Source organism: Pseudomonas sp. No.117 (assembly GCF_054558395.1).
On the sequence record NZ_BAAJNP010000003.1, the window covers coordinates 444,452 to 469,889 of the forward strand.

26 protein-coding genes and 1 riboswitch are annotated in these 25,438 nt (G+C 63.8%); of the genes, 10 read left to right on the plus strand and 16 right to left on the minus strand.

Annotated features, from left to right (window positions below; genetic code table 11):
* Nucleotides 1-19: 19 nt before the first annotated feature.
* Nucleotides 20-1,036, minus strand: coding sequence for an SMP-30/gluconolactonase/LRE family protein (locus ACYJP6_RS08785; RefSeq protein ID WP_459474660.1), 1,017 nt, complete (start codon nucleotides 1,034-1,036; stop codon nucleotides 20-22).
* 349 nt (nucleotides 1,037-1,385) lie between these two features.
* Between ACYJP6_RS08785 and ACYJP6_RS08790 the strand changes: the two genes are divergently transcribed.
* From ACYJP6_RS08790 to ACYJP6_RS08810, 5 genes are all read left to right on the plus strand, one after another.
* Nucleotides 1,386-2,312: a LysR family transcriptional regulator gene (locus ACYJP6_RS08790; protein WP_145250755.1), complete on the plus strand. Its 927-nt coding sequence runs from the start codon at nucleotides 1,386-1,388 to the stop codon at nucleotides 2,310-2,312.
* A gap of 365 nt (nucleotides 2,313-2,677) precedes the next feature.
* Nucleotides 2,678-3,610 carry a VOC family protein gene (locus ACYJP6_RS08795; RefSeq protein ID WP_459474661.1) on the plus strand — a complete coding sequence of 311 codons (933 nt, stop codon included), beginning with the start codon at nucleotides 2,678-2,680 and terminating at the stop codon, nucleotides 3,608-3,610.
* Between the two features lie 10 nt (nucleotides 3,611-3,620).
* Nucleotides 3,621-3,995: a Rieske (2Fe-2S) protein gene (locus ACYJP6_RS08800; RefSeq protein ID WP_145250761.1), complete on the plus strand. Its 375-nt coding sequence runs from the start codon at nucleotides 3,621-3,623 to the stop codon at nucleotides 3,993-3,995.
* A 24-nt stretch (nucleotides 3,996-4,019) separates the two neighbouring features.
* Nucleotides 4,020-5,183 (plus strand): alpha/beta hydrolase family protein, encoded by a 1,164-nt coding sequence (locus ACYJP6_RS08805; protein ID WP_459474662.1) that lies wholly within the window; start codon nucleotides 4,020-4,022, stop codon nucleotides 5,181-5,183.
* 17 nt (nucleotides 5,184-5,200) lie between these two features.
* Nucleotides 5,201-6,334: an FAD-dependent oxidoreductase gene (locus tag ACYJP6_RS08810; protein WP_459474663.1), complete on the plus strand. Its 1,134-nt coding sequence runs from the start codon at nucleotides 5,201-5,203 to the stop codon at nucleotides 6,332-6,334.
* Nucleotides 6,335-6,623: 289 nt separating this feature from the next.
* Here ACYJP6_RS08810 and ACYJP6_RS08815 read toward each other — a convergent pair whose 3' ends face one another.
* From ACYJP6_RS08815 to ACYJP6_RS08830, 4 genes are all read right to left on the minus strand, one after another.
* Nucleotides 6,624-6,908: a hypothetical protein gene (locus ACYJP6_RS08815; RefSeq protein WP_459474664.1), complete on the minus strand. Its 285-nt coding sequence runs from the start codon at nucleotides 6,906-6,908 to the stop codon at nucleotides 6,624-6,626.
* A 99-nt stretch (nucleotides 6,909-7,007) separates the two neighbouring features.
* The gene (locus ACYJP6_RS08820) at nucleotides 7,008-7,241 is read right to left on the minus strand and encodes a hypothetical protein (protein ID WP_459474665.1); all 234 of its coding nucleotides are present in this window, start codon (nucleotides 7,239-7,241) and stop codon (nucleotides 7,008-7,010) included.
* A gap of 280 nt (nucleotides 7,242-7,521) precedes the next feature.
* A complete protein-coding gene (locus tag ACYJP6_RS08825; protein ID WP_459474666.1) occupies nucleotides 7,522-8,481 on the minus strand; it encodes a YagK/YfjJ domain-containing protein in 960 nt (319 codons plus the stop codon).
* Between the two features lie 370 nt (nucleotides 8,482-8,851).
* Nucleotides 8,852-9,037: a helix-turn-helix transcriptional regulator gene (locus ACYJP6_RS08830; protein WP_459474667.1), complete on the minus strand. Its 186-nt coding sequence runs from the start codon at nucleotides 9,035-9,037 to the stop codon at nucleotides 8,852-8,854.
* Between the two features lie 471 nt (nucleotides 9,038-9,508).
* Here ACYJP6_RS08830 and ACYJP6_RS08835 point away from each other — a divergent pair, with 471 nt between their 5' ends.
* On the plus strand, nucleotides 9,509-10,360 hold the full coding sequence (locus ACYJP6_RS08835) for a hypothetical protein (protein ID WP_459474668.1): 852 nt from the start codon (nucleotides 9,509-9,511) through the stop codon (nucleotides 10,358-10,360).
* 766 nt (nucleotides 10,361-11,126) lie between these two features.
* The gene (locus ACYJP6_RS08840; RefSeq protein ID WP_459474670.1) at nucleotides 11,127-12,188 is read left to right on the plus strand and encodes an AsmA family protein; all 1,062 of its coding nucleotides are present in this window, start codon (nucleotides 11,127-11,129) and stop codon (nucleotides 12,186-12,188) included.
* 373 nt (nucleotides 12,189-12,561) lie between these two features.
* Here ACYJP6_RS08840 and ilvA read toward each other — a convergent pair whose 3' ends face one another.
* A complete protein-coding gene (gene ilvA / locus ACYJP6_RS08845; RefSeq protein WP_459474671.1) occupies nucleotides 12,562-14,103 on the minus strand; it encodes a threonine ammonia-lyase, biosynthetic in 1,542 nt (513 codons plus the stop codon).
* 263 nt (nucleotides 14,104-14,366) lie between these two features.
* Between ilvA and ACYJP6_RS08850 the strand changes: the two genes are divergently transcribed.
* The 3 genes from ACYJP6_RS08850 to dxs all read left to right on the plus strand — a co-directional run bounded on the left by ACYJP6_RS08850 (nucleotide 14,367) and on the right by dxs (nucleotide 17,572).
* Nucleotides 14,367-14,609, plus strand: a complete 243-nt coding sequence (locus ACYJP6_RS08850; protein WP_007161201.1) for an exodeoxyribonuclease VII small subunit — start codon at nucleotides 14,367-14,369, stop codon at nucleotides 14,607-14,609.
* Nucleotides 14,606-15,484 (plus strand): polyprenyl synthetase family protein, encoded by an 879-nt coding sequence (locus tag ACYJP6_RS08855; protein WP_459474673.1) that lies wholly within the window; start codon nucleotides 14,606-14,608, stop codon nucleotides 15,482-15,484. Before ACYJP6_RS08850 ends, ACYJP6_RS08855 begins: the two co-directional genes overlap by 4 nt.
* A 150-nt stretch (nucleotides 15,485-15,634) precedes the next feature.
* Nucleotides 15,635-17,572 (plus strand): 1-deoxy-D-xylulose-5-phosphate synthase, encoded by a 1,938-nt coding sequence (gene dxs / locus ACYJP6_RS08860; RefSeq protein WP_459474674.1) that lies wholly within the window; start codon nucleotides 15,635-15,637, stop codon nucleotides 17,570-17,572.
* A gap of 33 nt (nucleotides 17,573-17,605) precedes the next feature.
* On the opposite strand, the gene ribA is transcribed toward dxs, so the two are convergent.
* The 10 genes from ribA to nrdR all read right to left on the minus strand — a co-directional run bounded on the left by ribA (nucleotide 17,606) and on the right by nrdR (nucleotide 25,278).
* Nucleotides 17,606-18,232, minus strand: coding sequence for a GTP cyclohydrolase II (ribA, locus tag ACYJP6_RS08865; RefSeq protein WP_459474675.1), 627 nt, complete (start codon nucleotides 18,230-18,232; stop codon nucleotides 17,606-17,608).
* Nucleotides 18,233-18,327: 95 nt separating this feature from the next.
* The gene (locus ACYJP6_RS08870) at nucleotides 18,328-18,960 is read right to left on the minus strand and encodes a retropepsin-like aspartic protease family protein (protein WP_459474676.1); all 633 of its coding nucleotides are present in this window, start codon (nucleotides 18,958-18,960) and stop codon (nucleotides 18,328-18,330) included.
* A 27-nt stretch (nucleotides 18,961-18,987) separates the two neighbouring features.
* Complete coding sequence (locus ACYJP6_RS08875) at nucleotides 18,988-19,497, minus strand: phosphatidylglycerophosphatase A family protein (RefSeq protein WP_459474677.1); 510 nt, start codon at nucleotides 19,495-19,497, stop codon at nucleotides 18,988-18,990.
* A 23-nt stretch (nucleotides 19,498-19,520) separates the two neighbouring features.
* On the minus strand, nucleotides 19,521-20,477 hold the full coding sequence (gene thiL / locus ACYJP6_RS08880) for a thiamine-phosphate kinase (protein WP_459474678.1): 957 nt from the start codon (nucleotides 20,475-20,477) through the stop codon (nucleotides 19,521-19,523).
* Nucleotides 20,478-20,492: 15 nt separating this feature from the next.
* Nucleotides 20,493-20,972, minus strand: coding sequence for a transcription antitermination factor NusB (nusB, locus tag ACYJP6_RS08885; protein ID WP_027599169.1), 480 nt, complete (start codon nucleotides 20,970-20,972; stop codon nucleotides 20,493-20,495).
* Nucleotides 20,973-20,980: 8 nt separating this feature from the next.
* Nucleotides 20,981-21,457: a 6,7-dimethyl-8-ribityllumazine synthase gene (ribH, locus tag ACYJP6_RS08890; RefSeq protein WP_007161209.1), complete on the minus strand. Its 477-nt coding sequence runs from the start codon at nucleotides 21,455-21,457 to the stop codon at nucleotides 20,981-20,983.
* Nucleotides 21,458-21,566: 109 nt separating this feature from the next.
* On the minus strand, nucleotides 21,567-22,655 hold the full coding sequence (gene ribBA / locus ACYJP6_RS08895) for a bifunctional 3,4-dihydroxy-2-butanone-4-phosphate synthase/GTP cyclohydrolase II (protein WP_459474679.1): 1,089 nt from the start codon (nucleotides 22,653-22,655) through the stop codon (nucleotides 21,567-21,569).
* Nucleotides 22,656-22,665: 10 nt separating this feature from the next.
* Nucleotides 22,666-23,328, minus strand: a complete 663-nt coding sequence (locus tag ACYJP6_RS08900; RefSeq protein ID WP_007161211.1) for a riboflavin synthase — start codon at nucleotides 23,326-23,328, stop codon at nucleotides 22,666-22,668.
* Between the two features lie 142 nt (nucleotides 23,329-23,470).
* Nucleotides 23,471-23,630: riboswitch (FMN riboswitch) on the minus strand.
* A 56-nt stretch (nucleotides 23,631-23,686) separates the two neighbouring features.
* Entirely contained in the window at nucleotides 23,687-24,811 is a 1,125-nt protein-coding gene (ribD, locus tag ACYJP6_RS08905; protein ID WP_459474680.1) for a bifunctional diaminohydroxyphosphoribosylaminopyrimidine deaminase/5-amino-6-(5-phosphoribosylamino)uracil reductase RibD, read from the minus strand.
* Complete coding sequence (nrdR, locus tag ACYJP6_RS08910; protein ID WP_007161213.1) at nucleotides 24,808-25,278, minus strand: transcriptional regulator NrdR; 471 nt, start codon at nucleotides 25,276-25,278, stop codon at nucleotides 24,808-24,810. The genes ribD and nrdR overlap by 4 nt, the downstream gene beginning before the upstream one ends.
* Nucleotides 25,279-25,438 lie beyond the last annotated feature (160 nt).

A 25,438-nucleotide genomic window follows, 5' to 3' on the forward strand; every position in this document is an offset into this window, starting at 1 on the left:
TTCGGAAAGGTAAGGAAAACTAGCGCCAGTGAATCAGCGGCTGACCCGCCACCGGCGCGCGGAAATAGGGAATGCGGGTGCCTTGCAGGCTGCCGAGGTAGACGGTGCGCAGGTCGGGGCCGCCGAAGGTGAGGCTGGCCAGCCAGGGCGCCAGGGTGCCGCGCGCGGCCTGCATGATGTCGGGGGTCAGGGTCTTGTCGGCGTAGTGCCGATTGAGGCGCGCGGTGGCCTCGGGATCGCCGTCGTCGAGCAGCGTCAGCACCTCGCCCTCGGGGGTCAGGGCGATCAGCTTGTCGCTCATCACCAGGGTCACCCAGAGGTTGCCGTAGGTATCGAAGGCGAACCCATCGGGAAAACCTTCCAGCTCGGCGGGGCCGTACACCTCGCGCTCGCCCAGCGAGCCATCGGGACGCAGCCGCAGCCGGGAAATGCGCCTGACGTTACTCTCGACCACATAGAGCCACTCTTCGCGATCATCGAAGCGGATCTCGTTGGTGCCGCCGAAGCCCTCGGCGACGATGCGGATGCCCTTTTCGTCGATCACGCCGATGTAGCCATCCAGCACCCCCGAGTTGATGGAGTCGGTCCAGGGCTGCTGGGTGGTGGTAACGGTGAACCAGATCCGCCCACGGGAATCGCGCAGCGGAAAGTTGGTCTTGCCCAGTGGCTGACCCTCGAGGTGGTCATGAAGCACCGTCAGCTGGCCCTGGCGATCGAGGCGCTCGATGCGGTCCAGCCCCCAGTTGCAGATGATGAAGTCGCCGTCCGCGGTCAGCGCCAAGCCGTTGGGCAGCGAGGCGCCCTGGGATTGCACGTAGCGCTGCTGGAAATTAACCGGGGCGCTGTCCGTAACGGTCGGTGCCAGCAGCCGCTGGCTGCCGTCCGGGCCGATGCGCATCACGCCACCGCGGGCGTCGGCGCTCCACAGGGTGCCGTCGGGTTGGGCAATGATGCATTCCGGGCGCTGCAGGTCGTGGCCGATGAACTGGATGCTGGCGCGGTCGACCTGCCAGCCTTTGAGGGGGTTGCTTGCCATGCTGAAGTCTCTTGCTGGGCCGCAGGCCGGGGCACAGAGGCCCGGGACACGGCGAGAGGTCGCCGGGGCGACGGTCGTCTAGCGCAGCCGAGTGGCTCGCGCGGCGGGGTGGAAAGCCCGGAAGAAGGAAGGCGTGCTGGGGGAGCATGAGAGGCGGGAAGGCGGCATGGGTCACTCCTAATTCTTGTTGTCGCACGCCATCACGGCGGCTGTGATTCGACGGTATGCAGCCCGTAGGTATTTGAGAAATCGTTTGTTGACATACGAGGCATAAGCGCGCTGGATTGGTCCTAGGCGCCCCGCCTCTCACAACAACAGCCCCGGACCGCACCGGTGCCAGGAGTAGCCCATGCGTTTCTATGGTCTGGATCTGAACCTGCTGGTGGTGCTCGATGCGCTATTGGTCGAGCAGAACATCACCCGCGCCGGCGAGCGGCTGTTTCTCAGCCAACCAGCCACCAGCGCCGCCCTGGCCCGGCTGCGCGAGTACTTCCAGGACGAATTGCTGGTACAGAACGGACGCAAGATGGTCCGTACGCCCAAGGGCGAAGCGCTCAGCCAGCCGATCCGCGACCTGCTGATCCAGATGCGTTCAACCCTGGACAATCGCCACCAGTTCGATCCGGCACAGGCACAGCGCAAGTTCGTGCTGATGGCCTCGGACTACATCAGTACCGTGCTGCTGCCCCAGGTAAGCCGGCGCCTCAACGAACTTGCCCCGCATGCCAGCCTTGAGATGATCCCGCCCAACGACAATCCGCGGGAGATGATCGAGCGTGGCCACGTCGATCTGCTGGTGCTCCCTACTACCCATCTGACCGAGGAGCACCCCAGCCAGATCCTGTTCGAGGACAGCTTCGTCTGCATGGTCTGCCAGGACCATCCAGAGGTAGGCGAAAGCCTTTCCTTCGAGCAATACAAGCAAATGGGCCACGTGCTGGCCCGCTGGGGGCAACAGCGCATCCCGTCTGTGGATGAGTGGTTTCTCAATCGCTACAACTTCGAACGCCGGGTGGAAGTCATTACCAATGCCTTCAGCAAGGTGCCAACCTTCCTGCCGGGCACCCGACGCATAGCGACCATGCATTTGCGGCTTGCCCTGCACTCCGCCCGCGAACTGCCGCTAAGGATCCTAACGGTACCCTGGGATGCGCCCCCTTTGGTGATGGCAATGCAATGGAACCGCCACCAGCAACACGACCCAGGGCTGAACTGGCTGCGCGAGCTGATCGCCGAAAGTGCCGCGGCCCTGCCTAAGGTCCACCTCGGCGATTGACTCATCCCCAGGCATCCACCAAACGGATGCTTCGTATGCCAAATTAAAATTTCTCGAATGACTTGGCGCTGCGTAGTTTCTTGAAAACAGTCCTGGCCACACCTGCCAAGGCACTCAGAACAAGAACCACGTCGAGACAACGCCATGTTCCAGCGCCCTTCGCTCCGCCTCGCGCCCGCCTCTGCTGTCGCCGGCCCCCCGCCGCCTTGAACCCTGGCGGTGCGCCGGCACCCTGAGCTTTCGCCACGCACCCGCCTCGCCTGACTCGAACCCGAAAACCCAACCCGGCCCGCCCTGAGCTCGCCGCCGGGTTTTCCTGCCCGCTCGCCTGGCCGTTCTGCCAGGCTGCCCCTGGAGACATTGCCATGCACATCACCGGTCTCGAATACCTGACGTTCGGCGTCGAGGATCTGGCTGCCGCACACCAGTATCTGCTGGACTACGGTCTGGATACCCAGGACTACGATCCCGCGGTCGGCGGCACCTATCTCGCTCTGGACGGCACCGGGGTAATCGTCCGCCACAGCGACCACCCCGGCCTGCCGCCGCTGCCGCCTGGCGCCCGCTCGCCCTGCTTACGCGAGACCCACTACGGCGTGGCCGACCAGGCCACCCTGGCGGCCCTGCATGATCTGCTCGGGACCGATCGCGAGGTCCGCGTCAGCGACGACGGCAGCCTGCACTGCCTGGATGACTCAGGCTTCGCCATCGCCTTTCAGCTGTCCAGCCGCAAGCCGATCCAGGCCCCCTACCTAGGCTTCAACGTACCCGGTCAGGCGCCGGGACGAGCGCCCAATGACTGCGCCGCAGACCCTGCTGCGGAGATCAAGCCGCGCTCGCTGTCCCACGTGGTCTATTTCGTCGAAGACGTCGCCCGGGCCGAGGCCTTCTACCTGCGCCTGGGCTTCGTGGTCACCGATCGCTTCAACGATCTAGGACCCTTTCTGCGGCCTGCCGGCACCCAAGAACACCACACGCTGTTCATGCTGCAGAGTCACAACGCCCACATGGTCGGCTGCAACCATTTCACCTTCCATTTCGGCTCCGCGAGCGAGGTCCTGCAACAGGGCTGGCGCTTCCAGCAGAAGGGCTACCAGAGCTTCTGGGGACCGGGCCGCCACCTCATGGGCAGCAACTTCTTCTGGTACTTCAACAGTCCCTTCGGCGCGGCCATGGAATTCGACGCCGACATGGACCACCACGACGACAGTTGGGTACCGCGAGCCATGGACCCCGGCGCGGAAAACTCCCAGGTGTTCCTCTTCGAGGGGCGTGACAAATGGGCGCCAGGCGAGTGAGACCCCGGCAATGGACAACGAACATCGTCTCTGTCATCGCGACGAATTGCCCGATCAAGGTGCCCGCGGTCTGCTGCGCGAAGGTCGCCATGATCGGGTGTTCGCCATACGCCGGGGCGACGAGGTTTTCGTCTGGCTCAACGACTGCCCGCACAACCATCGCCCCCTGGAGTACCAGCGCGACCGATTCCTCTCCGCCGATGGCCAGCACATCGTCTGCTACGCCCACTCGGCGCATTTCGAGTTGCGTAGCGGCCTGTGCTTCGCCGGCCCCTGCGTCGGTCGCCACCTGACCGCGGTTCCAGCGCGAGTGGACGCCGCGGGGGTGGTCTGGATAGCCGCCGAGCTGCCCACCCCCGAGCGTGAATCGCCACCTTCTTCCTAGCCTTGCCCGCACGAGGTTCATCCCATGTTCCAGTACTTCCCCTCCAACTATGTCTGGAGTCTCTCGACGATGATCGCCCTGACCCATGGCGGTAACATCGGCGAGGTAGACGCCATGTGTGCGCCGCTGCGCGATGCCGCCCTCGGCGGCGACGATCCCGGTACCGAGGCCTTCTATGCGGCCTGGAAAGAGGGCGGCGACCGCTTGCTAGCGCTCTCCGAAGACGACCTGGCACGTGGCCGTCGCCTGTCGGCGGGTGAAAAGCTGGGTCGTGCGGCGCTCTACTACGGCATCGCCGAGCGGATGCAGGCCCACGGCTTCGCGCATCGCCTGGCGCTGTACCAGCGCTCGCTGGAACTGTTCGAACGCGCTCGGCAGCTCGGTCGGGAGAATTGCCAGCGCGTGGAGATCCCCTATGGCGATGCCCACCTGAGCGCCCTGTACGTACGCGCCGAGGGCCTGCCGCCTGGCGCCAAGGCACCCATCGTGGTGGTCATGAACGGCCTCGACAGCACCAAGGAGATGCTGCAGAAGAGCGTCATGGGGCGGCATTTCCCCCAGCGCGGGCTGTCCGCCCTGTTCGTCGATCAGCCAGGGACCGGCGAGGCGCTGCGTTTGCACGGACTGCCGGCACGCTTCGACAGCGAAGCCTGGGCCTCGCCCATCGTCGACTGGCTGGAAGACCATCCGGAAGTGGACGCGAAGCGCATCGGCGCCCTCGGCGTCTCCCTGGGCGGCTACTACTGCCCGCGGGCGGTAGCCTTCGAGCCGCGCTTCGCCTGTGGCGCGGTCTGGGGCGCCAATCACGACTGGCGCGCAGTGCAGCAGGCGCGGCGGCGCCGTGAGGGGGAGAATCCGGTGCCCCACTACTGGCAGCACGTGCAATGGGTCTTCGGCGCCAAGGATCTCGACGACTTCCTGACCAAGGCCGAAGCCATGCACCTGGACGGCATCCTGGATCGTATCCAGGTGCCCTTCCTGGTCACCCACGGCGAGCACGACCGGCAGATTCCGCTGCACTACGCCCAGCGGACCTACGACCAGTTGGTGAACAGCCAGGACCGTGAACTGCTGGTGTTCACCGCGCGCGAAGGGGGAGTCGAGCACAGCTCGCTGGATAACCCCAACAACGCCGGCAATCTCATCGCCGACTGGCTGGCCGAACGGCTGGGTGGCGTCGTCGCCTGATCCACAGGAGAAGCATCATGGCTCTTATCGAGAACGCGCTGATCGTCGGTGGTGGAATCGGCGGCATGAGCGCCGCGATCCAGTTGCGCAAGCAGGGCATCGCGGTGGAACTGGTCGAGATCAATCCCGCCTGGGCGCCGGACGGCGCCGGTATCACCATCAGCGGACCCAGCCTGCGCGCACTGCGCGCGATCGGCGTGGTGGACGAGGTCTTGCGCCGCGGCGGCTGGTGGCGCGCCATTGATCTGCGCAACGCTCAGGGCGAATTGCTCCGCACCGTGCCCCTCGCGCCAGCGGTCGGCGCCGAGGACCTGCCCAGCGCGGCTGGCATCCCGCGCCCGGTGCTGGCCGACATTCTCGCCACCGCCACCCGTGCCGCGGGTGCCACTGTCCGGCTCGGCATCAGCTTCGAACGTCTCACCCAGGACGCGGATGGCGTGAACGTCTTGTTCAGCGATGGCAGTGAGCGTCGCTACGATCTGGTGATAGGCGCCGACGGCGTCAATTCCGCGCTACGCCGCCTGGTGTTGCCAGACTTCGCCGGCCCGGTGTTCACCGGGCAGGGCTGTTGGCGGCTTATCGTGCCGCGACTGCACGAGAACTCCACCATGTACCTGAGCGACCGGATCAAGGCCGGGGTAAACCCCATCAGCCCGGATCACTGCTACCTCTACCTGCTGGAGCGACGCGACGGGCAGGAATTCATTCCGCCCGCGGTCTGGCCGGAAATTCTCGCCGAACTCCTGACGCCCTTCAGCGGGGAATTGGCCGATATCCGCCGGGGCCTGCTCGACGGGAGCTTACCCGAGCCTCAGCTACTCTATCGTCCCCTGGCCGGCCATATGATCCCCGCCCCCTGGCACCGCGGACGACTGGTCCTGCTGGGCGACACGGTCCACGCCACCACGCCGCAACTGGCCTCCGGCGCCGGTATCGCCATGGAAGGCGCGATCATCCTGGCCGAGGAGCTGGCGCGGCGCCATTCCCTGGCGGGCGCCCTGAGCGCCTATGCCGGTCGTCACTACGACCGCGCCAGCCTGGTGGTGGAGGCCTCGTCCCAGTTGGGCCGCATAGAACAGCAAGGTGGCGGCGCTCAGGCCCACGCCCAAGTCATGCACCAGACACTGGAGCTGCTGCGCTTGCCGATCTAAAACGCTCCATCCACCCCATAGCGAGCTGCAGTTTAAGGATTGGCGCTACGCAAACGGCATCGCAGGCAGATTTGGGAAAGGGCGTTCAGTTTTGCAGAAGACCTGCCAGCCGTTGTTATTCCTTGGAACAAACATACCGGCATTAGATAGCGCTAATGACCCGGAGCAGGCGCTTACCGTTACGCCAGTATTAGCAGCTGGCGTAACGGTGAGGGCACGGAGCGGTAACTGCATCGTTCTGAACATCGGCGGTAAGGTGCCCCAGACTCTGACTACCACAATGCTGTATTCACTCTATGAGCGGGGAAAATCCCTTCTTAGTAAGACGCTTCAGGGCACTTACCATGATTTCTTCGTTGTTCACCACCTCAGTGAATCCGGCACGACGGATCTTGTTCATCTCCGAGATCATGTCTAATTCGGTGTTGAAGATGAAATCGCCGAACGTCCAGCCGACCAGCTTTTCATAGGGCAAGGACTTCAACTCATGCTTGGCTGCCAGCTGCTCCCAGTCCTTCGCCTTACCAGGCATATGCTTGGCAAGCGAGAACGGCTGAGGCGTCGCGACATCCATATCCAGCGCTTCGGCGATCTTGATCCAGATGCGCTCCCAGCGGAAAGGCTCCCCTACCAGGTTGAAAGCTTCGTTGCGGGCGGTAGGCGCCAGCGCGGCCTAGATGCTCGCGCGGGCCAGCCAATGGGCGTCGGTAAGCTGGGCGACGACCTCCCGATAGGTGCGCATGGAGCCAGGGAAACGCAGGGGCACACCTGCCTGCTTGCTCAGTGAGGCAAATACACCGATCATCATGGCGATGTTCATCGGATTGCCGGCAATGTCGCCCACCACCACGTCAGGCCGGAGGATGCTCCAGTCCAGACCGTCGCTTGCTAGCTTTTCCCTGAACAAATCCTCTATGTGCTAAGGTCGAGGGGCCAGAGCACGTGGATGTCAAATCTAAGTATCCGGCGTCCGTTATGGATGCAATCGACAGCTTTCCCGTCCAGCCCGGCTAAGGGACGCGTTCAATTTCGGTCAGCTTCGATCCGAGATAGCCCAGCTGTTCGCGGCCTACCGCAATTCGTCCGAGCCAAAAAAGGCCCGGGGCAAGTATTGAACAGCTACACGACCCTAAATGCCAATCTCACATGCCACTGACCTAGCTGACCTGCTGATTCACCTATTTTCATCAGAATGACCTGAGAATTCCCCGACGCAAGGTGCGAGCTCCATTCGGCTTTAGGTGTAAGGGCTGATCAAGCTTGACTAAATACCTCATACGCTTGTAGGTCTCCTCCCGAGTCAGCTTGTCGTTTCTTTGGATACATCCAACGCCTCGCTTAAAGTCAGAGGGCAACCCTTGATTACTGCTGTGCGCATACCCCTGGCTGCCTGTGACCTCTTCCCACATTCGGCAAATTTCGCTTGCCTTATAGATATCACAGGAAATCTTGTTGCCGTTGAAGAAGTAGGCAGCGTGTATATGGTAACCGCGCCCACCTGTGCGCTCGCCCTGCTCCACTGCATAGGCATAGCCGATGAGGTGATCGAACACCGAGCGACGACTGTGCTTGGCAATCATGGCGTCCAGATCATCGAAGACATGCTCGACTCGTAACCTAGAATGGCACTTGGTACGGTAGTAGAAATTCACCCTTAAGACGGTCGTACGTGAGTATCTATCCATAACCGCTTGGGTGTATTCCGTGATTTCCCGAGCTTGTCGCTTGGCTAATTCTCGACGCACAACCTTGCTGCGCCTATACCGTTGTTGCCGGGTGAGCTGACGAATTCGTGCGACGAGGACGTTCATGCTTTGATAGTGATTCAGGTATGCCGTACCACTTTCGTTGAGGCAGACAGGACCATCACTGGAGCGCTCAAGGCCAATGTCATGGCATGCATTCCAGAATACCTGTAGATGTTCGCTGTAGTCATAGGCTACCTGATCGTCAAACAGATCAAACATCTGCGTAGCGTAGGTTAGACGATGGGAAATTCTAGTAACTTCAAATCGCTCGTAGCCAGAGTGATTTTGTTTAACTCTGAAGGCAGGTGTTTCGCAATTCTCGACCTGCTCAATTAATGACGCAATTTGGAAAGCTACGTCAGCCTGAGAGAGCTGAACACAACGTTTTTGACTGAGCATGGTGGGCACCTGACAAGATTATTTTGCATATCAGGTGCAGCAGATATTTATTTTTACCAACCACAAACGCCCACTGTCGCTAGCAGCATATACGACCTTAAATCTTACTCCAGAGCCAGTAATCATCGATCATTCCATTGATATATAAATAGATGCATCTTTGCCCTACGTTAATTAACCAGTAAAACCTTACAATCAATAGCAAAGTCCCCGTGCTTTACGAGCGATTTACAGAAAAGCAGTCCAGGAGAGTTAGTTGATAATTTTGAACTATTCACAAGGCATAAACGCCATGATCAGCCTGGACTGATCATGGCGTCTATTCCTTAATTCGCAGAGCTTTACTTATCAATAAGACCGCGGTATCTGCCTAGGAGATATCCCGCTCCTCAATCTTCGCCAGGATCCAGTCTTGTATTTCGCTATCAACCCAGCCGACGCAGCGATCGCCCAACGAGACCGGCTTGGGAAAGGTGCCTTCTCCAACGTATTTGTAGATGGTGGACCGTGCTAGGCCGGTCGAGTCAATTACCTCTTTAAGACGGATGATTCGCATGAGCAGGCTCCTCTATATAGCTCAGAGGATTGGCGAGCCTGGTAATAAATCACCGGGAGTTCTTAGCAAACGCCGTCTATTGCACTCGCTTATACTAATCATAGAGACCTCAGGCTCTAAGCCTTACGCTAATGAAGCCTTGCCATTTTCTGCCTACACCATTTCTCATATTACGCTTACTTAAGCACTAACACTAAGGTGGCTCGAACTCATCGCCAACGCCTACTCAAGTCAACGCAAGCCGCTTCCAAAAAAAGAGGATTAACGTATAAGGGTTTTAAAAACACCCGTTTCATAGGCACTCCAGCTACCTTTTACCTGTCGAAAAAACTATAGAACTATAGTAAAATCGGCATAGAATTATTCTAGAATCGCACTAGAATCACTCAATTACGAGTATAGAACCATACTAGAATTGACAAACAGACATATGATTTTATGCACAACAGCCTTTATGGGGACTTAACTAAAGTGAAAGATGAAGACCGCGTAAATCGTGAAGAAGACGAAATCCTAGGCGAGGCACTGGGAACATCACATCAAAGTTCACGGCGTGAAATTTGGCTGTGGCTATACCTCCGCCTGGAAAAAGGATTGGATCTACCCCTACACACATGTAATGGCGAGACGATGCGTAAAGAAATAGCAAAGGCATTGGAAAGCCTTGAGTTTATTTACCCCCCTCTCGCTTTAGAAAGAGATAAATACCTCCTTCCAGATGCAACATTGTCTTGGATTGCAAATGATGAACGACAGATTTTATGGCTGACCCGTGCAGTCGAAAATCTCAGAGGAATAAGACTACCTCCCCGCTCAACTCGCCTTACCGGCAAAGATTATCTCATCGGTATAATTGACCTCTGGAAAATCGACATAGCCGTAAAAGAGCGCAAACTCAAATATCTTCATTCCGATTGGAAAACGCATCAAGCCAAGGATGTTGAACTCGAATGGTTTTCAGATAAAAAAGAAGGCTCAAAGCGATGTATTTGTGCCTGGGAATGGCTTGAGAAGAATTACCTTCCAATGCCACGCTTTCAAATGCCCATCGATAACCACCAAGAGCTCCTGATCTTTTTCGACAAAATCAATGTAGGCTCTTACGAACGAAAGGCCATTATTCGAGATATAAAGAAACGCTGGAGTAAAAAACAATTTGATGAACGTACTGCAGACAAGAAACAGGTCAACCTCTTACTTTCCAAAGAGACGATAGCCCAGCTTGAAGCACTATCCCGAAAACACGATCTGAAGCGAGCACAGGTAGTTGAAGCTCTTGTAGCAATGGAAACTGAAGTGAATTTGCTTTTGACTAAAAGCTAGCTCCTTTTATATTTTAACAAGAGTCAAGCCCTTGGCAAATTTCACTTTTCATAAAACACTTAAAAACTTAAATAAACCGCACTCATCCCAAATATGAACTGAAACCTTCTAGTCAAGAGCAACCCGTATCCAGCACGGTACTTCCATACCCGGCGCATCACTACAACAGCGATCTAAAAAGAGAAGTATTTGTCTTCATGGGCCAGGAAAGCTGGCAACTTCGTGGACGCCAAGTTGCGTACGTTCCGTAAAGATTTGGTGCATAAGCAGACCCACCAAAACCATGAGCGCCGGTTGAAGCAAATACCTAAGCACCAGGCTTCGCCACGACTCGTGCTGCACTAATTTTTTGAATAATGTCCAAATTGGCTTTGACAATCCGTTAAGGTAGCTACCAAAGCTGCTAGCGTGGCGGGAGATGTACCGGATTCCTCTACTGTGCGATTCCGCCGTGTTAGATACAACGCCAAGGTGTGGGTAAATGTGTGGATTGATAAGATAGCTTTCCTATTTACCCAATGAAATCAAGTGCTTGCATTGTAAATAAGCCGGCCACAAGCCGGCTTTTTTGCGCCTGCCCGTCAGGCTTCACCGCCGTAGCGCAGCGGTCCGACGACTGGCTTGGCCGTCCGCTGACGGCCAGACGCCAGGACAGAGCCTTTCGTTCTCCCTAGCGCTCCCCGATCAACCGACCAGGCCCACCTGCGAGAAACTCAGGCCTGCCGCGGAGGGTCGACCGGTAACGAGTCCGTCCCGAGCCGCCACCATGACCCGCCGCCTGCGCCTGCCCCTTTACGTCCTCATCGGTCTGATCGTCCTGCTGCTGTGCCTGCACCTGGCCGCGCCCCTGGTGATCCGTCATTACCTCAATGAGAAGCTGGCGGACATGGGCGACTATCGCGGCCAGGTCACCGACGTGGACCTGGCCTGGTGGCGCGGCGCCTATCGCGTCGAGGGGCTGGAAATCGTGAAGGTCAACGGCAAGGTGCCGGTGCCCTTCCTCAAGGCACCCGGCATCGACATCGCGGTGAGCTGGCGTTCGCTGTGGCAGGAGCATGCCATCGTCGGCCGTATCGTCTTCGAACGTCCCGAGCTCAACTTCGTCGATGGCGGCGCGCGCAAGGAACAGTCGCAGACCGGCGAAGGCACCGACTGGCAGGACCAGGTGGACAAGCTCATCTCCATCACCCTCGACGAGGTGCGGGTGGTGGATGGGCGGGTGACCTTCCGCAACTTCAACTCCAAGCCCCAGGTGAATCTGGCGGCCACCGACGTCAATGCCAGCCTCTACAACCTGACCAACGCCGCGGATGCCAGGGGCGAACGCATCGCCCGCTTCGAGGGCAAGGCCGCCATCCTCGGCAGCGCGCCGCTGGAGGCCAGTGCCCGCTTCGATCCCTTTAAGGATTTCACCGACTTCGACTTCCGTCTGCGGGTGACCGACATCGACCTGCCCAAGCTCAACGACTTCGCCCGCGCCTACGGCAAGTTCGATTTCCGCGCCGGCAGCGGCGATGTAGTGGTGGAAGCCAAGGCGGTGGACGGTCGGCTCAGCGGCTACGTCAAGCCGCTGATGAAGAACGTCGACATCTTCGACTGGCAGCAGGATGTCGAGAATCGCAACAAGAACGCCCTGGAAAGCGCCTGGGAAGCCGTGGTCGGCACCGCCCAGACGCTGCTGAAAAACCAGCCCCGCGCCCAGTTCGCCACCCGGGTGGATCTCTCGGGCAGCGTGAAGAACCAGGACATCAGCCCGCTGCAGGCCTTCTTCAATATCCTGCGCAACGCCTTCGTACAGGCGTTCAGCACGAGGTATGACGCGGACTGAAGCCGCTCCTGTAGGTTGGCGCTGAGCGCAGCGAAGCCCAACAGATTGGCTTCTGGCGTCTAGTCGCCCTCACCCCAGCTCTCTCCAGAGGGAGAAGGGTACGGCTGGCTCCGTAGCGTGGAAAACCGCGCAGCGTTTTCCACTGACAGGCTCAGCTACCAACGGTGGATAAGGCTGCGCCGTTATCCACCCTACCCTGCACCTGTGGAAATCTGGTTTTTTGCTAATTGCGGCCATGCGGGTGCGCCGTAGCGACCGCTCCTAAAGATATGGAGGTATCCCGTAGGAGCGGCCCATGGCCGCGATTCGGTGTGATTCCAGTCTTTAGCGAGCGGCCGCATCGGCGGGCCACCGTGGCCGCAATTCCCCTGACTCACCCGATAAACAACCGATACGCCGGATTCTCCGTCTCGTCCCAATAGCGATAGCCGATGGCATCCAGGGTCGCCAACAGCTCCGGCCGCTCGGCCTGGCTGGCTTCCAGCGCTGCGAACACCCGGCCATCGGCGGCGCCATGGTTGCGGTAATGAAACATGCTGATGTTCCAGCGGCCGCCCAGGCGTTCGAGGAAATCGAACAGCGCCCCGGGCCGCTCGGGGAATTCGAAGCGGAATACCTGTTCCTGATCCACCCGCGCCGCGTGGCCGCCCACGGTGTGGCGGATATGCAGCTTGGCCAGTTCGTTGTCGGTCAGGTCCAGCACCGGGAAACCCTGGTCACGCAGGCCCTGGAGCAAGGCCTCGCGCGGATCACGCTGGGGATGGGTCTGCACCCCGACGAAGATGTGCGCCTCTTCGCCGGTGTGGTAGCGATAGTTGAATTCGGTGATCTGCCGCCGACCCAGGGCTTCGCAGAAGGCGCGGAAGCTGCCCGGCCGCTCGGGGATGGTCACGGCGATGATGGCTTCGCGCTGTTCACCCAGTTCGGCGCGCTCGGCCACGTGGCGCAGTCGGTCGAAGTTGACGTTGGCACCCGAATCGATGGCCACCAGCACCTGGCCAGCCGAGCCCTCGCGCTCGGCGTATTTCTTGATCCCGGCCACGCCCAGGGCGCCGGCCGGTTCGGTGACGGAGCGGGTATCGTCGTAGATGTCCTTGATCGCGGCGCAGATCTCGTCGCTGCTGACGGTGATCACCTCGTCGACATGGCGGCGGCAGATCTCGAAGGTGTGATGGCCGATCTGGGCCACGGCCACACCGTCGGCGAACAGCCCTACCCGCGGCAGCACCACGCGCTCATCGGCGGCCATGGCTTGCTGCAGGCAGTTGGAATCGTCCGGCTCGACACCGATGACCTTGATCTCGGGGCGCAGATATTTCACGTAGGCGGCGATGCCGGCGATCAGGCCGCCGCCGCCCACCGGGACGAAGATGGCGTCCAGGCGACCGGGATGCTGGCGCAGGATCTCCATGGCCACGGTGCCCTGGCCGGCGATGACGTCGGGATCGTCATAGGGCGGTACGAAGGTGTAGCCCTGCTCCTCGACCAGGCGCAGGGCCTCGGCCAGGGCATCGGGGAAGGCGTCGCCATGCAGCACCACCTCGCCGCCGCGGGATTGCACGCCGATGACCTTGAGCTCGGGGGTGGTGCGCGGCATGACGATGATCGCCCGCACGCCCAGCTCACGGGCCGCCAGGGCCAGGCCCTGGGCGTGGTTGCCGGCGCTGGCGGCGATCACGCCGCGGGCCTTTTCCGCGGTCGAGAGGCTGGCCAGCTTGGTGTAGGCTCCGCGGATCTTGAAGGAGAACACTGGCTGCAGGTCTTCGCGCTTGAGCAGCACCTGGCAACCGAGCCGCTCGGACAGCGCTCGCGCCGGTTGCAGGGGCGTTTCGATCGCCACGTCGTAGACGGGGGCTTCGAGGATCTTGCGGGCATAGCGCTGCAAGAGATCGGTGGCGGGTTCCTGGGCGGTCATGGCGGGCTCCTGGGGTGTTTCATCGGGGCCCAGGAGTCAGAAAGTACAAACCCGCCTCTTGGGCGGGTCTGGTTGCGCAGCTAACGCTGTCCCGCCATCAGGTAATGGCGGTAATAATGCTGGACCGTTGGTGGCTGCGCGTTTTCATGACCGCTACCCTAGGGCCTGGCCGGGCATGGCGTCAAGCGGCGCCGATGGCTGTGGCACAATGGCCGACCCGTTGCCCCCTTCCCGCGACCCGATCGCCTCTGTCGAGAATCCCGATGGCCCGCAAGAAAGCTCCCGACTTCGAACAATCCCTGGCCGAGTTGCAGACCCTGGTGGAACGCCTGGAAAGTGGCGAGCTGTCCCTGGAGGACTCCCTCGGCGCCTTCGAACAGGGCATCCGCCTGACCCGCGAATGCCAGGGCGCCCTGGCCCAGGCCGAGCAGAAGGTGCAGATCCTGCTGGAGAAGGATGGCGAACTCAGCGCCGCGCCCTTCGCCCCGGTCGGGGACGACGCATGATCGAGGCCTACCAGCAGCGCTGCCAGACCCGCGTCGACACCGCCCTTGCCCCGCTCTTCACCGCCCCGCGCGCCGAACTCGCCCGGCTCTATGCAGCCATGGCCTACAGCGTCATGGGTGGTGGCAAGCGGGTGCGGCCGCTGCTGGTCTATGCCGCCTGCGAAGCCCTGGGCGGCGATCCGGCGCGGGCCGACCAGGCCGCCTGCGCGGTGGAGCTGATCCACGCCTATTCCCTGGTCCACGACGACCTGCCGGCCATGGACGACGACGACCTGCGCCGCGGCCGGCCCACCACCCACAAGGCCTATGACGAGGCCTGCGCCATCCTCGCCGGCGACGGCCTGCAGACCCTGGCTTTCGAGACCCTGCTGGCGGCGCCCCAGGACGCCGCGGTACGGCTGGAGATGGTCGCGGTACTAGCGCGCGCCAGCGGCCCGGCCGGCATGGTCGGCGGCCAGGCCATCGACCTGGAGTCGGTCGGCCGCCGTATCGACCAGCCGGCGCTGGAAACCATGCACCTGCACAAGACCGGCGCCCTGATCGCCGCCAGCGTGCAACTCGGCGCCCTGGCCAGCGAAGCCGCCGGTGCCGCCGAGCGTGAGGCCCTGGCCCGCTATGCCGAGGCCATCGGCCTGGCCTTCCAGGTCTGGGACGATGTCCTCGATATCGAGAGCGATACGCAAACCCTCGGCAAACGCCAGGGCGCCGACCTCGCCCGCGACAAACCGACCTACCCGGCCCTGCTCGGCCTGGACGCGGCCAAGGCCTATGCCCTGGAACTGCGCGACACCGCCCTGGCGGCCATCGAGCCCCTGGGCGAGCCCGCCGAACCCCTGCGCGCCCTGGCCCGCTACATCGTCGAGCGGCGCAACTGAGCGCTCGCCCGCGGAAAAACTCGTGACCCGGGCCGCATTTGCCCCCGGGTCCGTTGTCACAGGGGCATAACAAGACGCCCTGTCCGCTGTTGGGATGCCACGCGGGCATCGGGTAAACTGCCTAATTCTCTGCGCAAAGTGATCAGCCAGATGCCCAAGACGTTTCACGAGATTCCCCGCCAGCGTCCCGCGACGCCCCTGCTCGACCGCATCGATTCGCCGGTCCAGCTGCGCCAGCTCGGCGACGCCGAGCTGGAAGCCGTCGCTGACGAACTGCGCGCCTTTCTCCTGTGGACCGTGGGCCAGACCGGCGGTCACTTCGGCGCCGGCCTCGGCGTCATCGAACTGACCGTGGCCCTGCACTACGTCTTCAATACCCCGGAAGACCGGCTGGTGTGGGACGTCGGCCACCAGGCCTATCCGCACAAGATCCTCACCGGTCGCCGCGAGGGCATGGCCAGCCTGCGCCAGAAGGACGGCCTGGCCGCCTTCCCGCGGCGTAGCGAGAGCGAGTACGACACCTTTGGCGTCGGCCACTCCAGCACCTCCATCGGCGCCGCCCTCGGCATGGCCATCGCCGCCCAGCTGCAGGGTATCGAGCGCAAATCGGTGGCGGTGATCGGCGACGGCGCCCTGACCGCGGGCATGGCCTTCGAGGCGCTCAACCACGCTTCGGACACCGGCGCCAACATGCTGGTGGTGCTCAACGACAACGACATGTCCATCTCGCGCAACGTCGGTGGCCTGTCCAACTACCTGGCGCGGCTGCTCTCCAGCCGCACCTACCAGCACCTGCGCGAGAACGGCAAGAAGGCGCTGTCCAAGCTGCCCGGCGCCTGGGAAATCGCCCGCCGTACCGAAGAAGCCGCCAAGGGCATGCTGGTGCCCGGCACCCTGTTCGAAGAACTGGGCTGGAACTACATCGGCCCCATCGATGGCCACGACCTGCCGACTCTGGTCAGTACCCTGAGCAACCTGCGCGACGCCAAGGGTCCGCAGTTCCTCCACGTCATCACCCGCAAGGGCAAGGGCCTGTCCATCGCCGAAGCCGACCCCATCGGCTACCACGCCATCACCAAGCTGGAGCCGCTGGACGCCAAGCCCAAGCGCCCGGGCGCGCCCAAGTACTCCAACATCTTCGGCGACTGGCTGTGCGACATGGCGGCCGCCGATGCCAAGCTGGTGGGCATCACCCCGGCGATGAAGGAAGGCTCCGACCTGATCCGCTTCGCCGAACGCTATCCCGAGCGCTACTTCGATGTGGCCATCGCCGAGCAGCATGCGGTAACCCTGGCCGCCGGCCTGGCCTGTGACGGCATGAAGCCGGTGGTGGCCATCTATTCCACCTTCCTGCAGCGCGCCTACGACCAACTGATCCACGACGTGGCGGTGCAGAACCTCGATGTGCTCTTCGCCATCGACCGCGCCGGCCTGGTGGGCGAAGACGGCCCGACCCACGCCGGCAGCTTCGACCTGGCCTACCTGCGCTGCATCCCCGGCATGGTGATCATGGCGCCCAGCGACGAGAACGAGCTGCGCCGGCTACTCACCACCGGCTATCGCCACCAGGGCCCGGCTGCGGTGCGCTATCCCCGTGGCAGCGGCCCCAATGCCGCCCTCGACCCGGGCCTGGAACCCCTGCCCATCGGCAAGGGTGTAGTGCGTCGGCAGAGCAGCCTGAAGAACGGCCCCACCGTCGGCTTCCTGGTTTTTGGCGTGCAGTTGACCGAAGCCCTGCAGGTCGCCGAGCGGCTGGACGCCAGCGTCGCCGACATGAGATTCGTCAAGCCGCTGGACGAGGCCCTGATCCGCCAGTTCGCCGCCGACCACGACCTGCTGGTCACCGTCGAGGAGAACAGCGTCATGGGTGGCGCCGGCAGCGCGGTCAACGAATTCCTGCAGGCCAACGCCCTGGTCCAGCCGGTGCTCAACCTGGGCCTGCCGGACAGCTATATTGAGCATGCCAAACCGGCCGAGATGCTCGCCGAGTGCGGGCTGGACGTGGCCGGTATCGAGCGGGCGGTACGGGCGCGCTTGGCCTTGGCCGACCTGGCGACACCACCTGCCGGGCTGCGCAAGGAAGCCTGAGCGCGACCTGCAACCGCTTGAGAAAAAGGCGCCCTAGGGCGCCTTTTCCGTGCTGTCTTCGTTCTGGTGCAGGTTGCCGAGCATGTGGCCGAGCTTGCCGGCCTTGGTCACCAGGTAGCGGTGGTTGTGCGGATTGAGACCTTCCTGCAGGGGAACCCGCTCGGCGACCGGGATCCCCAGGGCTTCGAGCGCCTTCACCTTGCGCGGATTGTTGGTCATCAACCGCAGCGAATTGACCCCCAGGTGCTCGAGCATCGGCTTGCACAGGGCATAGGTGCGCTGGTCGGCCCCGAAGCCCAGGCGCTCGTTGGCTTCCACGGTATCGGCACCGGCATCCTGCAGTTCGTAGGCGCGGATCTTGTTGAGCAGGCCGATGCCGCGTCCTTCCTGGCGCAGATAGAGCAGCACGCCCCGACCGGCTTCGGCAATGGCGCGCAGCGCCGCTTCCAGCTGGAAGCCACAGTCACATCTCAGGCTGAACAGGGCGTCGCCGGTCAGGCACTCGGAATGCAGCCGTCCCAGCACCGGCTCGCCGTCGTCCACGTCACCGAAGGTCAGGGCGACGTGCTCCTTGCCGTCGGTCTCGTCGAGAAAACCGTGCATGGTGAACAGGCCGAAGGGGGTAGGCAGTTGGGAGGCGGCGACAAAGACGACGGACACCTGCGGGCTCCTGAGGGGGAAAGACGTACATTGTAACCTTTTCCCCGGCCCCGGCGTCATCGCCAGGGGTTATGACGACGATACCGGACGATCTATCAGCGTGCCTGGACGTAGAAGATGCCCTGGGCCTCGCGCCAGCCGACTCGGTTGAGAAAGCTCATGCCGAGCAGGCCCTGGCTCGGGTAGTTGCCCTCCAGCACCATGGCGTCCACCCCGACCACCTCGATGTCACCCAGGCGCACCTGCTTGAGCGTGGTGCGCCAGGCGCGGGCGTGGCCGCTGGCGGTTTCCACCCAGCCCGGGGTGCCGTCGCGATAGGAGATGCCGAGCTGATCGGCCTGGGCGCCACTCAGGGCGACGCTGGTGGCGCCGGTGTCCACCAGCAGCGACACCGGGCGGCCGTTGACGTTGGCGGTCACCTGATAATGGCCGTTGTTGCTGCGCGGCACGCTGAATTCACGCCGCTGCGGCGCGGTGTAGCCGTCGCTGTATTCGCGGTCGAGGGTAAAGGTCTGGTTCCGGCCGTCGATGCGCAGCACCGCCTGCTGGGCATCCGCACTGACCACCTCGACCTCGTCCAGCCGCTGCCCAACCTTGAGCAGCTTGCGCTGGCCATTGACGTTGACCACCGCGGCACCATTGAACAAGCCCACGACCCTGACCTGGGGCTGCGCCCAGGCGAGCGTACCGACGGCCAACAAGAGGCCGTACGCGCCCAGTTTTTTCACTGCCCTGCTCCTTGGGCCTGTGTCTCGTCAGCCGACGAGATGACCCCAACCGATATGTAGTCCCTGAACCACGAGCCAGGCGATCACGCCGGCCAGCACATCGTCGACCATGATGCCGACGCCGCCGCGGACATTGACATCCAGCCAGCGGATTGGCCAGGGCTTGCAGATGTCTAGCACGCGGAAAGCGACGAAACCCACCAACAGCCAGACCAACCCCGGTGGCGCCAGCCAGAAGGTGATCCAGATGCCGACCATCTCGTCCCAGACGATGCCCTCGTGGTCATGCACCCCCAGCTCCCGGGCGACCTTGCCGCACAGCCAGCAGCCGAACAGGGTCAGGATCACCAGCAGCAGCGGATAGCTCCAGCCGCTGAGCAGGTGCCACAGCGGCACGAAGGGCAAGGCGATCAGCGAGCCCCAGGTGCCGGGCGCCTTGGGCAGGGTGCCGGAGCCCAGGCCAAAGGCCAGGAAATGCCAGGGATCACGCCAGACCGAAGGGGGGACCGGCTGGGCGGGGGCTTGCTGTTCGCTCAAGGAAGGGACTCCGCGCCAGGGCGCTAGAAATGTTGGAAACCGGTCTGCGCCAGGGTCATGGGCTGGCCATCGGCGGCCAGCACGGTGACCCCGCTGCCCGCCTCGACCCGGCCGATCACCTGCGCCTGGGGCCAGGCGGCGGCCAGGGCCGGCGCCTGCTCGGGCGGCAGGGTGAAGACCAGCAGATAGTCGTCGCCGGCGCCCAGGGCCAGGCGCAGCACCTCGTCGGCGGGAAAGAGTTCGGCCAGGGCCGGACTCACCGGCAGCCGCGCCGCCTCCACGACCAGGCGCACCCCGGAGGCGGTGGCGATGTGGCCACAGTCGGCCACCAGGCCATCGGAGACGTCCTGGGCCGCCGTCGCCCGGCCGCGCAGCCAGAGGCCGAGGGCGAATTGCGGCTGGGGCGCCCAGTAGCGCGCCAGCAGCTGCTCACTGGCAGGCCCGGACGGCGCGCGCTGGCCCAGCACGAAGGGCAAGGCCCCGCCCGCTTCGCCAGGCGCGCCGCCCAGGCACAGCAGGTCACCCGGGCGCGCACCGCTGCGCAGCAGGGCCTGCCCGCTTGGCACCCGGCCGAAGACCGTGAGGGTAAGAGAGAGCGGCCCGCGGGTGGTATCACCGCCCACCAGGCGCAGGTCGCACCGCTCGGCCATGGCGCCGAGTCCCCTGGCCAACGCTTCCAGCCAGGCCGGTTCGACGGTCGGCAGGGTCAGCGCCAGGGTGAAGCCCAGGGGCGCGGCGCCCATGGCGGCCAGGTCGCTGGCGCTAATCGCCAGGGCGCGCTGGCCGAGGGCGAAGGCGTCCGGGCAGGGATCGGGAAAGTGCACCCCGGCGGTCAGGGTATCGGTGGAAACCGCCAGCTGCTCACCGGGTGCCAGCGCCAGCAGGGCGCAGTCGTCACCGATGCCTAGGGCCACGCCGGGACCGCCGCGGGCGCAGGGCGCCGCGGCGAAATAGCGGCGGATGAGTTCGAATTCACCCATGCCGGCGCAAGCGACTCAGCGCTTGCCGCGCAACTCGGCGCTGCGCAGCTTGGGCGCCAGCTTGTCCAGCACGCCGTTGACGAACTTGTGGCCGTCGGTGGCGCCGAAGATCTTGGCCAGCTCGATGCCCTCGTTGATCACCACGCGATAGGGCACGTCGATGCGCTTGAGCAGCTCGTAGCAGGACAGGCGCAGCACGGCCAGCTCGACCGGATCCACCTCGTCCATGGCGCGGTCCAGGCAGGGCAGGATCAGACCGTCGATCTCGCCCTTGTTGGCCGGCACGCCGTGGAGGATTTCGTGGAAGTAGGCGCCGTCGACCTTGGCGAAATCGTTGTCGACGCGAAACTGCGCCTCGATCTCGTTGATCGCCTGGCCCGCCATGTGCCACTGGTACAGGGCCTGGACCGACAGGCTGCGCGCTTCGCGACGGGCAGCCAGTTTGCCGGTGGGGGCCTTCTTGCCCGCGGGCTTGCCGGCCGCGGGCGGAGTCAGATCGCCGCTCACTTGGCCTCCAGCTGCGCCAGCAGGCTGACCATTTCCAGGGCGGACAGGGCGGCTTCGGCGCCCTTGTTGCCGGCCTTGGTGCCGGAGCGCTCGATGGCCTGCTCGATGGAATCGACGGTCAGGACGCCGAAGGACACCGGGACGCCGAATTCCATGGAGACCTGGGCCAGGCCCTTGGTGCACTCGCCGGCCACGTATTCGAAGTGGGGGGTGCCGCCACGGATCACCGCGCCGAGGGCGATGATGGCGTCGAATTCGTCGCGCTGGGCGATCTTCTGCACCGCCAGCGGGATCTCGAAGGCGCCGGGGACGCGGATGATGGTCAGGTCGTCCGGCTTGATGCCGTGACGCACCAGGGCGTCGATGGCGCCCTGCAGCAGGCTCTCGACGACGAAGCTGTTGAAGCGGCCGACCACCAGGGCGAAGCGGCCCTGGGGAGCGATGAAGGTGCCTTCAAAGGTCTTGATGTTCATGTGCGGGTCCAGTTGTCAAAGAGCCGGAGGGCTGGCGAGGGCCAGCCCGTCCGTGGAAATCCAGGTGAAGCGCGCCACACCACCCGGGCAGGCGCGCCAGGCGGAAGGGTCATTCTTCAGGAGGCAGATATTCTACTACTTCCAGGTCGAAGCCGGATATGGCGTTGAACTTCATCGGCGAGCTGAGCAGGCGCATCTGTCGAATGCCCAGGTCGCGCAGGATCTGCGAGCCGGCTCCGACGGTGCTGTAGGTCGACAGCGCCTTGGGTACCGGCAGCGGCTCGCGCAGGTGCGCCAGCAGGTCGTCGCCTTCCAGCGAATGGCCGAGCAGCAGCACCACGCCGGCGCCTTCGCGGGCGACGCGCTCCATGGCGCTGCGCAGGCTCCAGCGGCCCGGCTGGTGCACCTGCAGCAGGTCGCGCAGCGGGTCCATGTTGTGCACCCGCACCAGCGGCAGCTCCTGGCTGGCCAGGTCGCCGCGGATCAGCGCCAGGTGGACGTCCCGCTCCACCTCGTCGCGGTAGGTCACCAACTTGAACGGGCCGAGCTCGGTCTCGAGCGGCTGCTCGTCGATGCGCTTGACGGTGTGCTCGTGGAGCAGGCGGTAGTGGATGAGATCGGCGATGGTGCCGACCTTGAGATCATGCTGCTCGGCGAAGGCTTCGAGTTCGTCGCGACGGGCCATGGTGCCGTCGTCGTTCATCACCTCGCAGATCACCCCGCTCTCGGCGAAGCCGGCCATGCGCGCCAGGTCGCAGGCGGCCTCGGTGTGGCCGGCGCGGGCCAGCACGCCACCGGGCTGGGCCATCAGCGGGAACATGTGGCCGGGGCTGACCACGTCGCCGGCCTTGGCGTCCTTGGCGATGGCGGCCTGCACGGTACGGGCGCGGTCGGCGGCGGAGATGCCGGTGCTGATGCCCTCGGCGGCCTCGATGGAGACGGTGAACTTGGTGCCGAAGCCGGAGGCGTTGCGGCTGGCCATCATCGGCAGGTTGAGGCGCTCGCAGAGGCCCTTGCTCATGGGCATGCAGATCAGGCCGCGGGCATGGCGGGCCATGAAGTTGATGTGTTCGGCGGTGACGCATTCGGAGGCGATGATGATGTCGCCTTCGTTCTCGCGGTCCTCGTCGTCCATGAGGATGACCATCTTGCCCGCGCGGATGTCCTGGATGATGTCTTCGATGCTGGAAAGTGCCACGGTGTCGTCCTTAGCGCTGCAGATAGCCGTGTTCGGCGAGAAAGTGTTCGGTGACGCCGCCCTTGCTGGACTCGGCGGCCTTGTCGCCCAGCAGCAGGCGCTCCAGGTAGCGGGCCAGCAGGTCCACCTCCAGGTTCACCCGCCGCCCGGGGCGGTAGTCGGCCATGATGGTCTCGCCGAGGGTATGGGGCACGATGGTCAGCTCGAATTCGGCGCCGTCCACCGCGTTCACCGTCAGGCTGACGCCATCCACGGTGATCGAGCCCTTGAGGGCGATGTAGCGCGCCAGTTCCGCCGGCGCACGCAGGCGGAACTGCACGGCGCGGGCGTTATCGGCGCGGGAAACCACTTCGCCGAGGCCATCCACGTGGCCGCTGACCAGGTGGCCGCCGAGCCGGCTGGTGGGCATCAGCGCCTTTTCCAGGTTGACCCGGCTGCCGGGCTTGAGGCCGCCCAGGCTGGTGAGGCTCAGGGTTTCGCGACTGACGTCGGCCCAGAAGCCGTCACCGGGCAATTCCACGGCCGTGAGGCAGACGCCGTTGACGGCGATGCTGTCGCCGAGCTTGACGTCGGCAAGGTCGAGCTTGCCGGTGGCGACGTAGAGGCGCACGTCCCCGCCCTTGGGCGTGAGGGCGCGGATCTCGCCGAGGGCTTCGATGATTCCGGTGAACATCAGCTCAGGCCTCCGAGAGGCGGAGCCGAAAAGGCAGTGCAGCTAGACATCGACGAACTCCTGTTTCGGTGAGAAAACAGGGCGCACGGACAGAAGGGAAATCAGACGGACGAGGGGCTTGCACCCCTGTCAGGCGAGGCTATCCCGTTCTCTCTCATCCGGACTATGACCGTCGGCCCCGGGATCCAACCGGGTCTGCTGACCTCCCTCGCCGCGGAGGACGAAGGAGCGCTCGCGGGCTCGTCCCGATCGAATCGGGCATTACCGCCGGTGGGGAATTGCACCCCGCCCTGAGAACTTGCCACTCCAAGGTGGCGCAGGTTTTGTAACACAGTTTGCCGCCAGGGGACCAGAGTTCTCAGGCCTGTCCGGCAGGCCGCGCGATCAGATGCAGATCCGCGCCGACCGGAGTCGCGCTAACGATCCTGAGCTGCGGCGCCTCGGCCAGGTGCTCCAGCGGCCAGTCCAGCAACGGCCGGGCGCTGGAACCGAGGAATTTGGGCGCCAGGAAGAGGTGATATTCATCGACCAAGCCGGCCCAAGCGAAGGCCCCCGCGAGCCGTGGTCCGGCTTCCACCAGGACATCGTTGACCTGCTCGGTGCCCAGCCGGGTGAGCAGGGCTGCCAGGTCGACCTGACCGGCAGTGCCCGGCAATGCCAGGTAGTCGTGACCGGCGGCGGCATAGCCCGGATCCTCTGCGGCCAGGCCTGCGACCCGCGCCGCACCGGCCTGGAAGAAGGGGGCCTCGAGCGGTACCCGGCCGCGACCATCCACCAGCAGCCGCTGCGGCGTGCGCAGGGTGGCCAGTGCCAAATCTTCCCCGCTCAGGCCCAACTCGGCTTGACGCACGGTCAGGCGGGCGCCGTCGGCCAGCACGGTGTCGGCACCGGTGATCACTACTCCGGCTTCGGCCCGCAGCCGCTGCACACTCTGGCGCGCCGCCGGACCGGTGATCCACTGGCTCTCGCCATTGGCCATGGCGGTGCGGCCATCCAGGCTCAGCGCCAGCTTGACCCGCACGAAGGGCCGGCCGGTAAGCATGCGCTGGATGAAGCCGGCATTGAGCGCCCGCGCCTCGGCTTCCAGCACCCCGGCGCGGGTGGCGATGCCCGCCGCGGCGAGCCGCGCCAGGCCCCGTCCGGCCACCAGCGGATTGGGATCGGTCATGGCCGCCACCACCACGGCCACGCCAGCCGCCACCAGGGCATCGGCGCAGGGCGGTGTACGGCCATGGTGACTGCAGGGCTCCAGGGTGACATAGGCGGTGGCGCCACGCGCGGCTTCACCCGCCTGGCGCAGGGCATGCACCTCGGCGTGGGGCCCGCCGGCCTGGCGATGCCAGCCCTCGCCCACCACCTGGCCATCACGGACGATCACGCAACCCACCCGCGGATTGGGCGCCGTGCTATAGCGGCCGAGGGCCGCCAGGGCGAGGGCGCGGGCCATCCAGTGTTCGTCGTTCACTACGTCCGCCTCGCTCATACCGGCTGCTTGCCCGGATCCTGGGCCAGGCGCTCGATTTCGTCGCGGAATTCGGCCAGGTCCTGGAATTGCCGATAGACGGAGGCGAAGCGGATGTAGGCCACCTGGTCCAGCTTGCGCAATTCATCCATCACCAACTCGCCGACCACCCGCGAACGGATCTCCCGCTCGCCGGTGGCGCGCAGCCGGTGCTTGATCAGGGCGATGGCCTCTTCCAGGCGCTCCACGCTCACCGGGCGCTTCTCCAGGGCGCGCTGCATGCCCGCCCGCAGCTTGTCCTCGTCGAAGGGCTGGCGGGTGCCGTCCTGCTTGATCAACCGTGGCAGGACCAGCTCGGCGGTCTCGAAGGTGGTGAAGCGTTCCTGGCAGGCCAGACACTCACGCCGCCGGCGCACCTGCTCGCCGGCCGCAACCAGCCGGGAATCCGTGACCTTGGTGTCGTGGGCGCCGCAGAAGGGACAATGCATGGGAGAGTCGACCGCCGGAAGGGAAAGCCTCCATGGTAACCCAACGTCCCCCGGCGGGAACCTCCGGGTACCGGGCGAATCGACAGCCAGGGGCCGCTGGGCTATAAGAGCGCACTGAGTTCGACGGCCCCTCCCCAGCCCCCCGTGCAGCCCTCGCGGG